At 39.8% G+C, this 14,867-nt stretch carries 13 protein-coding genes; all 13 read left to right on the top strand.

Annotation, left to right across the window (positions count from 1 at the left end; all coding sequences use genetic code 11):
- The first annotated feature begins 81 nt into the window (after positions 1-81).
- The 13 genes from secA to EDD61_RS12650 all read left to right on the top strand — a co-directional run bounded on the left by secA (position 82) and on the right by EDD61_RS12650 (position 14,745).
- Positions 82-2,427 (top strand): preprotein translocase subunit SecA, encoded by a 2,346-nt coding sequence (secA, locus tag EDD61_RS12710; RefSeq protein ID WP_008978177.1) that lies wholly within the window; start codon positions 82-84, stop codon positions 2,425-2,427.
- Positions 2,428-3,529 (top strand): peptide chain release factor 2 gene (prfB, locus tag EDD61_RS12705; protein WP_119957497.1). Its coding sequence is split into 2 segments (ribosomal slippage): positions 2,428-2,499 and positions 2,501-3,529, totalling 1,101 coding nucleotides; the frame shifts between segments, so codons are not numbered across the junction.
- A gap of 306 nt (positions 3,530-3,835) precedes the next feature.
- A complete protein-coding gene (locus tag EDD61_RS12700; RefSeq protein ID WP_442915989.1) occupies positions 3,836-4,027 on the top strand; it encodes a TnpV protein in 192 nt (63 codons plus the stop codon).
- Positions 4,028-4,265: 238 nt separating this feature from the next.
- Positions 4,266-4,445, top strand: a complete 180-nt coding sequence (locus EDD61_RS14125) for a metalloregulator ArsR/SmtB family transcription factor (RefSeq protein WP_243642728.1) — start codon at positions 4,266-4,268, stop codon at positions 4,443-4,445.
- Positions 4,446-4,530: 85 nt separating this feature from the next.
- Positions 4,531-5,187: a DUF1648 domain-containing protein gene (locus EDD61_RS12690; protein ID WP_132225691.1), complete on the top strand. Its 657-nt coding sequence runs from the start codon at positions 4,531-4,533 to the stop codon at positions 5,185-5,187.
- Positions 5,188-6,745: 1,558 nt separating this feature from the next.
- Positions 6,746-7,609, top strand: a complete 864-nt coding sequence (locus EDD61_RS12685; RefSeq protein ID WP_008978181.1) for a YitT family protein — start codon at positions 6,746-6,748, stop codon at positions 7,607-7,609.
- 156 nt (positions 7,610-7,765) lie between these two features.
- Positions 7,766-8,455, top strand: a complete 690-nt coding sequence (gene ftsE / locus EDD61_RS12680; protein WP_008978182.1) for a cell division ATP-binding protein FtsE — start codon at positions 7,766-7,768, stop codon at positions 8,453-8,455.
- A complete protein-coding gene (gene ftsX, locus EDD61_RS12675; RefSeq protein ID WP_132225689.1) occupies positions 8,448-9,344 on the top strand; it encodes a permease-like cell division protein FtsX in 897 nt (298 codons plus the stop codon). The genes ftsE (EDD61_RS12680) and ftsX (EDD61_RS12675) overlap by 8 nt, the downstream gene beginning before the upstream one ends.
- Positions 9,341-10,741 (top strand): murein hydrolase activator EnvC family protein, encoded by a 1,401-nt coding sequence (locus EDD61_RS12670; RefSeq protein WP_132225687.1) that lies wholly within the window; start codon positions 9,341-9,343, stop codon positions 10,739-10,741. The genes ftsX (EDD61_RS12675) and EDD61_RS12670 overlap by 4 nt, the downstream gene beginning before the upstream one ends.
- Before the next feature lie 29 nt (positions 10,742-10,770).
- Complete coding sequence (gene ftsE, locus EDD61_RS12665; RefSeq protein ID WP_008690529.1) at positions 10,771-11,460, top strand: cell division ATP-binding protein FtsE; 690 nt, start codon at positions 10,771-10,773, stop codon at positions 11,458-11,460.
- Positions 11,453-12,355: a permease-like cell division protein FtsX gene (gene ftsX / locus EDD61_RS12660; RefSeq protein WP_132225685.1), complete on the top strand. Its 903-nt coding sequence runs from the start codon at positions 11,453-11,455 to the stop codon at positions 12,353-12,355. Before ftsE (EDD61_RS12665) ends, ftsX (EDD61_RS12660) begins: the two co-directional genes overlap by 8 nt.
- A gap of 173 nt (positions 12,356-12,528) precedes the next feature.
- Entirely contained in the window at positions 12,529-13,422 is an 894-nt protein-coding gene (locus tag EDD61_RS12655) for a TIM44-like domain-containing protein (RefSeq protein ID WP_132225683.1), read from the top strand.
- 42 nt (positions 13,423-13,464) lie between these two features.
- Entirely contained in the window at positions 13,465-14,745 is a 1,281-nt protein-coding gene (locus EDD61_RS12650; RefSeq protein ID WP_008978188.1) for an SPFH domain-containing protein, read from the top strand.
- Positions 14,746-14,867: the final 122 nt, after the last annotated feature.

The following is a 14,867-nucleotide window of genomic DNA, read 5'->3' as shown; positions in this document are numbered from 1 at the left end:
AGGTAATTTGTATTAAATATTCACGATTAAAATAGTGAAAACGTATGAAAATATGACAAATACATATAGTGGAGGTTTTTCATGGCGAATTTTATTGAACGATTATTAAACGGCGAAAAGAAAACATTGCACAAACTGGAGAAAATTGCCGATGCGGTTATTGCATTGCAAGATTCCATGGAGGCATTGAGTGACGATGAACTGCGGGCTAAGACGCAGGAATTCCAAGAACGTTACAGCAAAGGAGAAACATTGGAGGATCTGCAGGTGGAAGCTTTTGCGGTAGCTCGTGAGGCTGCGCGCAGAACCATTGGCGAATTCCCTTATAAGGTACAGATTATGGGTGCTGCTGCCATGCATGGCGGTGACATTGCCGAGATGAAGACTGGTGAAGGTAAGACCTTGACATCAACCATGTGCGTGTATCTGAATGCATTATCACAAGAAGGTGTACATGTAGTTACCGTCAATGAATACTTAGCTAGTCGAGATGCGGAATGGATGGGACAGATCTATCGTTTCTTAGGGTTAAGCGTTGGGGTAAACTCACGTCCTTTATCACCATTACAAAAACGTGAAGCATATAACTGTGACATCACTTATACGACAAACTCCGAATTAGGTTTTGATTATCTGCGTGACAACATGGTTACGGATGTTAAAGATCGTGTATTGCGCGGCTTGCATGTAGCAATCGTCGATGAGGTCGATTCCATTTTGGTCGATGAATCCAGAACACCATTGATCATTAGCGGCGGGGCGAAGAAAACAGCAAACTTATATTTACAGGCAGATGCCTTTGCGAAACGCTTAAAAGGCGACGATTATGAAATTGATGAAAAAACACGTCAGATCATGCTGAGTGAAAAAGGTGTTCATAGTGCAGAACGCTACTTTAAAATCAAGAACTTATATGATATTGAACATACGCAATTGGTTCATCATATTACCCAGGCCTTAAAGGCAAACTACATTATGAAAAACGAAGTGGAATATGTCGTTCAGGATAATGAGATTGTTATCGTCGATACCTTTACCGGACGTACGATGCCTGGTCGTGCATATTCGGATGGTTTACATCAAGCGATTGAAGCTAAAGAAGGTGTGCCAATTAAAGAAGAAACAACAACCTTGGCGACAATTACGTATCAGAACTTCTTCCGTCTGTATGATAAGCTGGCTGGTATGACCGGTACAGCCAAAACTGAAGAAGAAGAATTCTTAGATATTTATAACATGCGTGTTATTGAGATACCAACCAACCGTCCGGTTATCCGTGAAGACTATCCGGATGCTATCTTTGCCAATCCTCGCTTGAAATTCAATGCGTTGATTGAAGAAGTAAAAGAGTTATATGCGAAAGGGCAGCCGGTATTGGTCGGTACAATTTCCGTTGAAGCCAGTGAACTGGTACATCAGCTGTTACAAAAAGCACGCATTCCACATGAAGTATTGAATGCGAAGAACCATGCACGAGAAGCGGAAATCATCGCCAAAGCAGGTCGTCCGAAAAGTGTTACCGTTGCGACCAACATGGCAGGTCGTGGTACCGATATCAAGCTGACAGAGGAATCAAAAGCACTCGGTGGTTTGGCTGTCTTAGGTAGTGAGCGTCATGAATCCAGACGTATTGATAACCAGCTGCGTGGACGAAGCGGTCGTCAGGGTGATCCTGGTTTCTCTCGTTTCTATGTATCTTTAAAGGATGAATTGATGATTCGTTTCGGCGGCGAGAAGTTTGAAAAGCTGTTTGATTCTTTAGGCGATGCTCAGATTGAATCAAAGATGGTTACTAAATCTATCACCCAGGCACAGAAACGTGTCGAAGGCTATAACTATGACGTTCGTAAACAATTGCTGGATTATGATGATGTTTTGCGTAAACAGCGTGAAATCATGTATGAACAGCGTAACTTTGTCTTAGAAAACGAAGATGTTCATGGCATCGTTCGCGATATGATTGATCGGGTCATTGAAAATGTTGTCAATGCCAACGTTGATACTTCAAAACGTGAAGATAATGTCGATTATGATGGTATCCGTCAAGGTCTTGAAGTATTAGGTGTAGCGGCAGAAGATAATGTAAAGGTTGAAGATCTGCGTGGTAAAGATGCCGATGAGACAGCAAAATACTGCAGTGATTATATTTTCCAGCTGTATGATGATAAGATCAGTGATATCCGTGATGAATTTAAACAATTTGAAAAAACCATCGTTTTACGTAATATGGACCGTAACTGGATCGAACATATCGATATGATGGATAAACTGCGCAATGGTATTCATTTACGTGCCTATGCACAAAACAATCCATTGCAGGCCTACATCGAAGAAGGTTATGAGATGTTTGAAGAAATGCAGGCAAGAATTGCCCGTGAAGTTGTCTTCTTCGCTATGAAGGTGCAAATCGAAAGAAAGGAAGCATAAATGGAACTATACGAAATCAGGCAGGGGGTGAACACTCATCAGGCGAAACTGAAACAGCTTGGTGAGTCACTTTGACTTAACTGCCAGACGCTATAAAATACAGGAGCTGACAGCGAAAACGTTGGAAGAAAGCTTTTGGAATGATCCGCAAAAGGCACAAGTCGTCATTCGTCAGTTAAATGCCATCAAGGATGTTGTGGATAGCTATGATGCGTTACAAAAGGCATTAAGCTCACTTGATGAAACACAGGAACTGTTGAAGGAAGATTTCGATGAAGAAATCTTTGAACTGTTTGAATTAGAATATCAGGAGATGGAAAAAAACTTTGCTGATTTTGAAATCAAGGTCTTGTTGTCACATGAATATGACCATTCCAGTGCGATTTTAGAGCTGCATCCAGGAGCCGGAGGAACCGAATCCTGTGATTGGGCAGATATGTTATATCGCATGTACTCTCGCTGGGCGGAAAAGCACGAATTCAAAGTCAGTGTGCTGGATTATCAGCCGGGGGATGAAGCCGGTATTAAATCCATCACGTTCTTAGTAGAAGGTGATATGGCTTATGGCTATCTTAAGGCAGAAAAAGGAGTTCATCGTTTAGTGCGTATCTCTCCTTTTGATGCCGGAGGAAGACGTCATACCTCTTTTGCGTCTTTGGATGTCATGCCTCAATTTAATGATGAAATTGAAATTGAGATTAAACCGGAAGATTTGATCGTGGAAACAAAACGTGCCAGTGGTGCCGGTGGTCAGCATATTAACAAGACGGATTCTGCCGTACGCATGGTACATAAACCGACCGGATTAGTCGCAACTTGCCAAAACGGACGCAGTCAGCATGAGAACCGTGAGGAAGCATTGCGTGTGTTAAAGAGTCGCTTGTATCAAAAGATGATTGAGGAACAAGAGGCAAAACTGGCGGAAATCAAGGGTGAAGTTAAGGCGAATGAATGGGGTTCCCAGATTCGCAGTTATGTCTTCCATCCTTACAGCATGGTAAAGGATCATCGCACCAATCATGAGACGAGTGATGTGCAAGGTGTCATGGACGGTGATTTAGATGGCTTTATCTTTGCTTATTTAAAAACGTTGATTCAATAAAGGTTCTCTATATAAGACTGACATTCACAAAACTAGGTGACATTTCTTTTAGGATAAAGCTGTTAAGGAAGTATCACACAAAACTAATTTAACGGCTGACAAACAGAGTTACAACAAGGAACAGGCAAGAAGCGGGGAGCTTCTTGCCTGTTCTTTCTGTTCCTATAGGCATGTGTGAAAAGGACAAATGTTACGCAATAGAACACCGTTTTCAAAAGGGAGTATAAAACCCTTACCACCTCATTTCTGCGTCTGTAAAGTAGCATAAATCAAAGCTTTTTTGCATCTACTTCGTAACATAAACCCATACAGGGTACACTTAACCGCTATCTTGCCGATATTAACCAACAAGCGGAGCATATGTTCCATAGATTGATTAAGGAAATGACAGAAAGGCAGGGTGTGACGGAAATACTCAAAGCAGAGCAACTTTGGGAATGGATAGGATTGATGAACAACATTCAAGCCTGTGCAAGAGAGTTGTCAATAGTGAATTGATTTACGCATAACAAGATAAATGATTGGGCGGTAAGCCTGTTCTTGGTTTATCGTCCTTGCCTACCCATAAGCAAAATAAAGAAATACCATCGATGGCAATGCTTACACTGTTTATCGTGACCATTGACAGTATTTTTTGTTTTGCTATTTAAAAATATTTTGAAATAGACTTGTAAAAATAACGCAAGGCTGACATAATCCATGTAAAGATTATTTGAAATAGGTGGGTCGTGATGGGGTGGCTATAAATGAAGTGTTAGCTGCTTTAGCAGACGATACTCGCCGAAAAATTCTGCTAAAGTTACAGCAAGGAAAAATAAGTTCAAAAGATTTAGCTATCGCATTGGATATGACACCACAGGCATTGTCATATCATTTATCTAAACTAAAAAAGGCAGACTTGATTTACGAAACTTGATATAAAAATTATATTTACTATGAATTAAATTTATCTATCCTTGATGAAACAATTATTTGGATAGTAATTTGCGTGGAGGTCAACAATGAAAAAGAAAAAAATCGTTTTTTACACTCTTATGTTTTTACCATTAATAGTTGCTCTGATTGCCTTACAATTCTTGCCAGAGCAAATCCCGGCTCATTATGATTTGAATAATCAAGTAACACGTTGGGGCAGTAAATATGAAACACTAATTTTTCCTGTGATTACAGTTGTCTTCGGATACGTTATGCTTGGAACGGCTAAATTTTCTTCAAAAAACGAAGAAAATGGAAGTAATAACGAAAACGTATGTATTATAGCTGGAATGGTATCTCTTGCTCTGTTTAATGCCATGACGGGTTATTTTCTGTATGCTGATTTCAATTCGATTGAAAACCTTTCTTCGATTGCTCTTGATATCAATCAGCTTTTATTTGGACTGCTTGGCGTTTTGATGATTATTTTAGGCAGTATTATGCCAAAATTACGAATGAACGCAGTTGTTGGGCTGAGAACAGTATGGAGTATGAAAAATGAAACGACATGGAAAAAAAGCCAACGATTTGGTGGTATTTCATTTATTGCTGGAGGTGCTATTATAATTACAGTATGCTTTTTAACAAAAGGTTTTACCTGCTTTTGGTGGACAATGGGCGTCATAACAATTCTTCTGGTTGTTGACACCTACTATACATTTAGATTATCTAAGAAATATTGATATAGTTTATGTATTATAATTAAAGTAATTGATAGTGGTTGAAAGTACGTAATTATTCGAAACTTACAGAGAGAATGTTATGAGAAATATAATCGGAGCTGTTATTTTAGGGATTGTGGCTATAGTATGTTTTGTTTTTGGCTATTTGCAGTTTCATGAAAAGGGATTCTTGTTTAATAATGCTTATATATACGCTTCTAAGCAAGAAAGAGAAACTATGGTCATATTCACTCAATGTATTTTCAGCTTTGCCTATCCAATCAAGATGGTCTGTCAACAAAAGGCGTACTGCATTTCGTTCTTTATCTATCCCAATACATCAATAACATTTGCATTATCTATTGCCATTTTTATCACTTCCACAAATTCTAGTTTCTTTTCATCTTCTTTTCCTTTTTATTTCCTTTCTTAAAAAATCTTACTACATACAACTGTTAGCAATGGGCACACCCCACCCATAAACATTCCATACATCTTTTGAATATCTCGGTATTCCACTGTTGTAGACTTAATAGCTAAGTATATTATGCAAATAATGGTAGCTAATTGCATCAATGCGCGTATGATTATAATATATCGTGGAATTACCGTTCCCTTTCGTACTGGTATTAATAAAATCCATTTCATATATTTAGAAATGAAAATTCCACCCTTCGGTTTTGTTCCTAAACCTATAACACCAGTCAATAACATTGTCCATATGTATATAATTGCAATTTCCATATTTCCTCACTCTAATTCTTATTCATCCCGAAAAAGCGGAATTTTATTACTCGATGCTTCCTAACATTTGAAAAATAAGATCAATAGTTTTTCCCTTACTCAAATGCGAATGTTCTATATTTTTCTACTGCATTTTTATAAACCCACAATCTTCTAAAAAACGGAAAAAAATAAAGAAATCTTCTTTCCTATTATACTGCAATCATTATCTAAATTTGTAATTTTCTATAAAGTCATCAAGAAATTTACTCATGAAACCTCCAAAATCCAAATCTCTATACATCCCAACAAATTCAAATATGTCGCTCTGTTTATACTACATTTTACCACATCCCTCCTATGAACATTTCTATCACAGTCGCCCCGTTCGTCTGTTTCCCATGAGCGGGCGAATATTTTTTGCTTTTGTTTGGAAGTTTGCCCTATCTCCATCGTGGCAAAGAGAAAAAATATTTTTCTAATATTGTCAAAGCCTTTGGCATTTTTCATTTTGCGGTGGTTAAGGTATTGAAAAGGTTTGGGAATATCCCAACAAGAAGATAATCGTTCGCGCTTTCGGCAAGTCTAGCAGGCACCGCAGGCAGAAAATCCAACTTATTTAAAACTTCATCGGGGAACTGAAACAGGATGAGGACAAGCAGACGATTGAACGGCAGAGAAAAAGTAAGACGGCATAGCCGAAGCTATGCCACCCTGTCACATGATTAAATTACTTCCTTACGGGTGTTCACCATTGCCAAAGCGTCCCTTTTTTCTTTTCTTAAAATAACGATATCTCATACAAAAGTCCTACTACTGTGGTATAATAACGGATAGGATGTTAAGGAGCACGAACATGAAAAAAGAAACCTATGGAATGTTGATAGATGTAATATCAGTAATAGCAGGTAACCTCATCATTGCCCTTGGAGTCAATCTGTTTATTTTGCCATCCGATATATTATCAGGAGGCGTAGCGGGTATCGCCGTAGCCTTACAGCCGGTTTTTCATCTGCCGGCCACCTTAGTAATCAATGGATTAACGATTGCATTGTTTATCGTAGGCGCTATTGTATTAGGCAAACAGTTTGCTATGAAGACTATTTTAAGTACCATCGTTTATCCTTTGTTTATCACGGTAACGCATGAAATGTTTGCGAATGTATTTATCACCAATAATGCATTACTGGCAAGTATTTACGGCGGTGTCTGCATCGGCGTAGGCATTGGGCTAGTCTATCGTGTTGGCGCAAGCACAGGTGGAATGGATATACCACCGCTGGTAATAAATAAATATACTGGTATTCCTTTGCCAACGTTGGTAATGTGCATAGATGGTGCTACGGTATTACTAGGTGCCAGCACATATGGCATTGAAGCAGCCATGATTGGCTTAGTCTCTGTCTGGATTTGTGGACAGATCATTGATAAGGTGATGACTATTGGCAGCCATGAGGCCAAAAACGTCATGATTATTTCGGATAAATATGAAGAGCTGATGCAAGAAATTTATACGAATATCAATCGCGGCGCAACAATTTTGCATGCGGAAGGTGGTTATACAAGGAAACAAAAACCGGTGATCATGACGGTCGTTATGAAAAAACAATTTCCTGTATTGGATCGTATCATTGCCCATGTGGATCCGGAAGCCTTTGTGATTGTGAATGATGTCAATGAGGTACAAGGAGAAGGTTTTACATATATGCAAGGTTTATAATCTTAAAAAAGCAGTGCCGCCTAAATGTGCAGCACTGTTTTACTTTCTATGTTGTTTTAGCAAATTGGAGTTAAGGAAATGTAAGAATTTTACAGCTCGCAAACTTTTGGAAATGACTGCTATTTATGTTATAATGAAACGCGAAGGAGTGATAGAATGATTCTGTTGAAAAATGTCTCAAAATCATACAGAAATGGAGTTCATGCACTCCGTGATATCAACCTGGAAGTAGAAGACGGTGAATTTGTTTACATCATAGGACCAACCGGCTGTGGCAAATCCACACTCATCAAAATATTAGATGGTGAAGAATTGCCGGATGATGGCGAGGTATTTGTCAATGGTATCAATGTCGGTAAGTTACGACATGCGAAAGTACCGCTATATCGTCGCAATATCGGTGTAATATTTCAAGATTTTCGTTTACTCCCAAAGATGACTGTCTTTGAGAACATCGCTTTCGCTTTAGAAGTTCTGGCCATGGAAAAGACGGCAATCCGTCGTCGTGTCCGTGAGGTTTTGGAACTGGTCGATTTGCAAGATAAAGCCAAAGCTTTTCCGGAACAATTGTCCGGCGGACAACAACAAAGGGCAACCATCGGCAGAGCCATTGCCAATCATCCTAAGGTACTCATTGCGGATGAGCCAACCGGCAATCTTGATCCAGAAAAATCCATTGAGATCATTCAATTATTAGATAAGATCAATCAGGTAGAAAAGACGACCATTGTCATGGTAACACATGATGAAAAACTGGTAAATGCATATAAAAAACGAACCATAGCCTTAGAAGAAGGATTTATCGTTGCCGATATAAAGAAAGGCGGATACATACAACATGATTGAGTTTGTGAAATATCTGCCAAAACATGTGCTGAGTGCGCTGAAAGGGTTACAGCGCCATATGGCTATGACGATTTCCAGTGTTTCAGCAGTCAGTGTAACACTGCTTCTGATGGCACTGTTTTTTGTAATTGCGGGCAATGTAGAAAATTTCACGCAACATGTGGAAGGCGATTTAAAGATTCATGTGGCAATTGATTCCATTGCCAATCAAGATGCCATTACGGCAATGGAGAAAGAAATTGCCAAGATGCAAGATGTGGCAGCTGTGCATTTTAGCTCCAAAGAAGAAGAATTGGATGCGCTGATCAAAGAAAGCGGCAGTGTCTTTCAACGTTATAAAGATAAAAATCCCATGCCCAATGTATTTATTGTAGAGGTAAAAGAAGCATCAAAGATTCCTAGCGTTACCAAAGCCTTAAATGCAATCGATGGTATAGAAAAGGCCGAATATGGCGGAGAAAGTATTCAGCATATGATTGACACCTTCTCTTTTATTCGCAGCAGTGGTTTTATTTTCGTTTTGGCATTATCACTGATTGCCTTATTTCTGATTACCAATACGATCAAAATGACAATTTATACACGAAATACCGAATTATCCATCATGCGTTTTGTGGGCGCAAATAATGCGTACATAAAAACGCCATTTATGATGGAAGGTATGTGCATCGGCATCTTAGGTGCTATTCTGCCGATTGCCTTGATGTGTATCGGATATAGTACTTTATATCACATGCTGAATGGGTATTTTTTATCCAGTATGTTTGTGATGCAGCCACTGTATCCCTTCCTGCTACAATTGTCTGCTGTCTTAGTAGGCAGCGGAGCGCTTGTCGGTGTTGCGGGAAGCTTTCTGGCGACAACAAAATATTTGAGGTGGCGAAGATGAAAAAATGGAAACAGATCACACTGGCAGCTTTCTTATGTACCTGGGTAGTGACATCTTCCCAGTCAACATCAGCTTTACGGGCAAATGAATTTGAAGGAAATGAAGATGCCTGGGTCAAACGCTGCAGTGTTGCGCAGAGCAGTTCTGAAATGGCAACAAAATGTGCACAGTTTAAAACATATTATGCCAAACAAAGCACACAGCTCCAAAATGAAGTCAGTAGTCTGAAAAAGCAAATCAGTGCCTTGGATGACAATATAGATAAATTGGCTGCAGCAGTAAAAAAACAAGCATCCTTAGTCAAGACGATTGAAAAGAAAATCGCCATGAATGAGGCAAGCATTCGTCTGATTAATTCAGATATTAAAAAACTGAATAAGAAAATCAATGCATTGCAACGTTCCATTGATGAACGAAATGCTATTATCATCAAGCGAATGCAGGATGAACAAGCAACGATTGGTACGAATATGAGTTTGGAAATTATCATGGGCTCACAAGATCTTTTAGATATGATTCGCAAGATTGATGGATTGAATCGTATCAATGAACAGGATCAGCGTGAAATTGATAAGATCAAAGAAGAGAAACAGGAACAAAATTTACAAAAAAGTGAAAAAGTGCGATTAAAAACAGCTTTAGAAGAAACCAAAAGGAATAATGAAAAGGCCAAAAAAGAAGCTGAAGAAGTGCGCAAGCAGAAACAAGTACTGCTTGATAAATTCCGCAAACAGGAAGAGGCACTGGATGAAAAGATGCGTTCAGTAAAGGTTGATATTTCAACAATACAAGAGAATATGATCAATATTACGAATGCTCCAAATGGTTCCTTTAATTTTACGACAAGTGGCAAATTAGCCAAACCGGTCAATGGTTCTATATCGGCAAATAGCTTTTATTATCCAAACGGTGGTGTGCATTTAGGGTTAGATGTAGCAGTTTCTTTGCGTACGCCTATTTATGCGCCGGCAAATGGGGTCATTCTATACGCAAATAATCCGGTTTCTACAAATAGTGGATATATCGGCAATACAACAGGGTATCCAGCCGGCACCGGAAATTCTATTCAGATGCTGACAAGAGTTGATGGAACGACCTATGCGTTATCGTTCTTCCATATGGCACAGGAGAATTTCAGTGTCCGCGCCGGACAGAAGGTAAGTAAGGGACAATTATTAGGTTTAAGTGGAAATACCGGAAATACAACAGGTCCGCATTGCCATTTAGAAGTCATCAATCTCGGTAATATGGCAATAGATACTGCCATTAGTCGTTTTCAGTCAACCGCGGATTTTGCCTGGGGCAATGGCTGGGGATCTGCCGGTTTGGCGAATGTGTGCAGTGTAAAAGGCCCACCATGTCGTGAGCATCCCGAAGATGTATATGGCTATCGATAAGAACAATCCAAAAGACAGGAGTGAAACGTATGATACGATTAGAAAATGTTTCAAAGGAATATAAAAACGGTGTTCATGCTCTGCGTGATATCAATCTGACCATCGAGGATGGCGAATTCGTTTATATCATTGGTCCTACCGGCAGTGGGAAATCTACGTTAATCAAACTGCTGGATGGCGAAGAAATACCAAATTCCGGCACGGTTATGGTAGAAAACATCAATGTCGGAAAATTAAAGCACTCTAAAGTACCTGTGTATCGCAGAAATATCGGTGTTGTCTTTCAGGATTTTCGACTCTTGCCACGCATGACAATCTTTGAAAATATCGCTTTTGCATTGGAAGTTATCGGAATGAAAAAAGTAGATATTCGCCGCCGTGTGCGGGAAGTGTTAGAACTGGTTTCCCTACAGGATAAAGCCAAAGCCTTCCCAGATGAATTAAGCGGCGGGCAGCAGCAGCGAGCAACCATTGGCCGTGCTATTGCCAATCATCCGAAAGTGCTGATTGCGGATGAGCCAACGGGGAACTTGGATCCGCAAATGTCGGCGGAAATCATGGATCTGCTGGAAAAAATTAATGAAGTAGAACATGCGACCATTGTCATGGTCACGCATGACTCTACCATTGTCGATCGTTTCAAAAAACGCACCATCTGTCTGGAAGAAGGCTATGTGATCGCTGATATTATGAAGGGGGGCTATTTGAAACATGAGTAATTTCTTTCGCTCCCTGCCTAAGCATGTAAAAACGGCCTTTATAAGTATCTTTCGCCATTTGGCCATGTCTTTATCTGCGATCAGTGCTGTTACGGTAACTTTATTATTGTTTAGTACCTTTTTGATGATTGCAGGTAATATTTCATTGTTCACAAAAAATATTGAAGATGATCTGCGCATTCATGTTGTGTTGCAACCTGATGTGGTGAAACAGGCGGATCTTGATAATGTACAAAAAGACATTGAAGGCATACAAGGTGTAAAAAAGGTAACCTTTTCTGATGCCGATCATGAATTGGAACTTATGATTAAGGAGCATGGAGAAGATTTTAAAATGTATCGGGGAAAAGAGAATCCCTTAAGTAATGCTTTCTTTGTTTCGGTGAAGGATGCCGATACCATTGCGGCTATCAGTAAGCAGATAGAACAATTGGATCATGTAAAACAGACGATGTATGGAGGAACCAGTGTACCAAAGATGGTGTCCATGGTTGATTCCATCCGTTTTGGCGGTATGATCTTTGTCATCTTATTGACTCTTTTGGCACTCTTCTTGATCAGTAACTCGATTAAAATGACCATTTATGCCCGCAATGCTGAAATCGCCATCATGCGAAATGTCGGCGCCACCAATTGGTACATCAAAGTTCCGTTCATGTTGGAAGGTATTCTAATTGGCTTATTGGGAGCTATCTTACCATGCATCTTTACATATTTTGGTTATCCATATTTATATGAGATGCTGGGCGGTCAAATCGTCACAAGCTTATTTGGCTTACAACCGATATATCCATTCACCTTACAAATCTGTGCCGCTTTATTGGGTTTTGGTATGTTGGTAGGCTTGATAGGCAGTTTCTTATCAACGACGAAATATCTGCATTGGAAACGTTAAGCAAAAAAATAGTATGAGTATGATAAAATGATTCATCTTATAAGGTGAAGCCGGACATCATGCTCTTTTCTTTATGCACCTAACGATTTTTAGATGTTCATGAAAGGGAATTGTGAGAATGTCAAGAGTCTGTTATAATCAACATAGAACAATGAAGAGGAGAGATCAGATGTATGGATAGAAAAAAAGTAATGAAAATAGCTGTCATAGGAGTGCTATTGTTGAGTTTCTGCTTTCTGATAACTGCCCCAATTCATGCCGATGTAGGAAATTCCTTCAGTGGCGGCGGTGGCGGACACAGTTCAGGAGGAGGAGGGGGATACTCCCATTCTTACGGCGGTTCCGGTGGATTAAGTGGTATTTTCTTTCTATCAAGTTCACCGATAGGAATTGCCGTGCTGGTCTTATTGGTTTTATATGCTGTATATAATATGCGAAAAGGAAAGGGATCAGCCAATACGTATACTTATGCAAATCCCGGCATTAAATCTAATGAAGGTATCTTTGAAGAGGAAATCATTGCCCGTATCCAGGAAGAAGATCCTGCATTCTCAGCCGAAAACTTTCGTAATTATGCAAGTGAAGTGTGGTTGACCTTGCAAGAGGCATGGGAAGCCAAAGATTGGCATAAGGTACGTCCATTTGAAAGTAATACTTTGTTCAATGTTCATAATCGCCAATTACAGGAATATATAGATCATCATAAAACCAATTACATGAATATGCAGAATGTCAGAGGCATTACGATTGCCAGTTATAGCAGTGATGAGGAACATGAAATCGTCCATGTGAAGTTAGATGCCAGCCTGCTTGATTATGTTGTCGATGATGACAGTGGCAAAGTGTTAGAAGGAAGTAAAACAGATTATGTATATCGTTCTTATAATCTTGAATTTATTCGTAAGAAAGGGATAAAAACAAAAGAACAGGAAGGTACAGCAGTTACCAATTGCCCGAATTGTGGAGCACCTACTACGGTGACTAGCAGCGGACAATGTGAATATTGTAAATCCATCATTACCAATGGTGACTTTGGCTGGGTATTAAACCGTTACAGTCCATGGTAAGCATACTTAGACATATCCAATATATGACGAGGAGGTAAGCATATGGGATTAATTAAAGCAGCTATCAGCAGTGCGAAAACAACATTAGCCGATCAATGGCTAGAGTATTTCTATTGTGATTCATTAAGCGATGATGTGCTGGTTAAAAAAGCCAGTAAACGTGTCGATGCCGGAAGTAACACGAAAGGCAGTCCGGATGTCATCACCAATGGCAGCGGTATTGCGGTCAATGAAGGACAGGCAATGTTGATTGTGGAAGATGGCAAGGTCGTTGATTTTACTGTAGAACCTGGTCGTTTTATCTGGGATTCTTCCAGTGAGCCAAGTTTGTTTGATAACGGCTGGCAGGGATTAAAGGATTCCTTTAAAACGTTTGGGAAACGTTTTACAATGGGTGGTACTGCCGGCAAAGATCAACGTGTTTATTTCATCAATTTAAAGGAAATCTTCGATAATAAGTTTGGCAGTGCTACACCGATGGCATATAACGATCCAACATATCGTGCGATTTATATTCGTTATTTTGGCTCTTATACGTTCAAGATCAAAGACCCTATCGTTTTCTATACCAACATCAGTGGAAATATTAGTGATGTTTATACAAAAGCTGATTTGATGGAACAATGCGATGCAGAATTCGTGAATGCATTGGATGAAGCTTTGGCAAAATGTAGTGATGAAGGATTCCAATTTAATGATCTGCCAAAACGGCAGCGTGAAATTGCGAAGTTCATGAATGACACCCTCGATGAAGAATGGCGTGAACGTCGGGGAATGGAAATTGAAGCTGTCGCAATCTCTAAGGTTACACCGGATGATGAATCCAGAAAACGTATTGAAACCATCGATGATGCCATTATGTTGTCTGATTCTCGCGTAGCAGCCGGAAGACTTGCTGGCGCACAGGCCAATGCTATGGAGAATGCAGCCAGTAATGAAGCCGGAGCTTTTACCGGATTCTTAGGTATGGGAATGGCCAATGCAGCAGGTGGACAAGGTGCTAATATGTATAGCGGCATGCAGCAACAAGAAGATAATCCTTTCTTCATGAAGAAGGAACCAGCCTCATCCAAGCCAACATGGACATGTGCTTGCGGCGCTGTCAACAGTGGTAACTTCTGCAGTGAATGCGGAAAACCGAAACCGCAAGAAGAAGGATGGACATGTGCTTGTGGAGCAGTCAATTCCGGCAACTTCTGTAGTGAATGTGGAAAACCAAAACCAACAAAAGGTTTTGTTTGCAGTAATGAAGCATGTGGCTATACCAGTGATGAGAATATGAAATTCTGTCCGGAATGTGGAAGCCCGAATAAAAACAAATAAAGCATGAAAAGAAGTGTGAACAGCACTTCTTTTTCATGTGTGGCGGGCATGCCACATATCTAGGGTGAAAATCCCTCGGGGCGTAGTTATCGACGAACCCAAGAGCGACTTGCAAGTTTCAT

Origin of the sequence: Longicatena caecimuris, from assembly GCF_004341945.1 — a bacterium.
Taxonomy (GTDB): domain Bacteria; phylum Bacillota_I; class Bacilli_A; order Erysipelotrichales; family Erysipelotrichaceae; genus Longicatena; species Longicatena caecimuris.
Note: the sequence above shows the minus strand (reverse complement) of the source record. Positions and strands in the feature narration are given on the sequence as shown.

Coding starts and splice junctions, on each gene's coding strand:
- EDD61_RS12655 (WP_132225683.1), top strand. CDS start 12,529: ATGGATAGAAAAAAAGTAATGAAAATAGCTGTCATAGGAGTGCTATTG.
- ftsX (WP_132225685.1), top strand. CDS start 11,453: ATGAGTAATTTCTTTCGCTCCCTGCCTAAGCATGTAAAAACGGCCTTT.
- EDD61_RS12690 (WP_132225691.1), top strand. CDS start 4,531: ATGAAAAAGAAAAAAATCGTTTTTTACACTCTTATGTTTTTACCATTA.
- EDD61_RS12650 (WP_008978188.1), top strand. CDS start 13,465: ATGGGATTAATTAAAGCAGCTATCAGCAGTGCGAAAACAACATTAGCC.
- EDD61_RS12685 (WP_008978181.1), top strand. CDS start 6,746: ATGAAAAAAGAAACCTATGGAATGTTGATAGATGTAATATCAGTAATA.
- EDD61_RS12670 (WP_132225687.1), top strand. CDS start 9,341: ATGAAAAAATGGAAACAGATCACACTGGCAGCTTTCTTATGTACCTGG.
- ftsX (WP_132225689.1), top strand. CDS start 8,448: ATGATTGAGTTTGTGAAATATCTGCCAAAACATGTGCTGAGTGCGCTG.
- ftsE (WP_008690529.1), top strand. CDS start 10,771: ATGATACGATTAGAAAATGTTTCAAAGGAATATAAAAACGGTGTTCAT.
- ftsE (WP_008978182.1), top strand. CDS start 7,766: ATGATTCTGTTGAAAAATGTCTCAAAATCATACAGAAATGGAGTTCAT.
- secA (WP_008978177.1), top strand. CDS start 82: ATGGCGAATTTTATTGAACGATTATTAAACGGCGAAAAGAAAACATTG.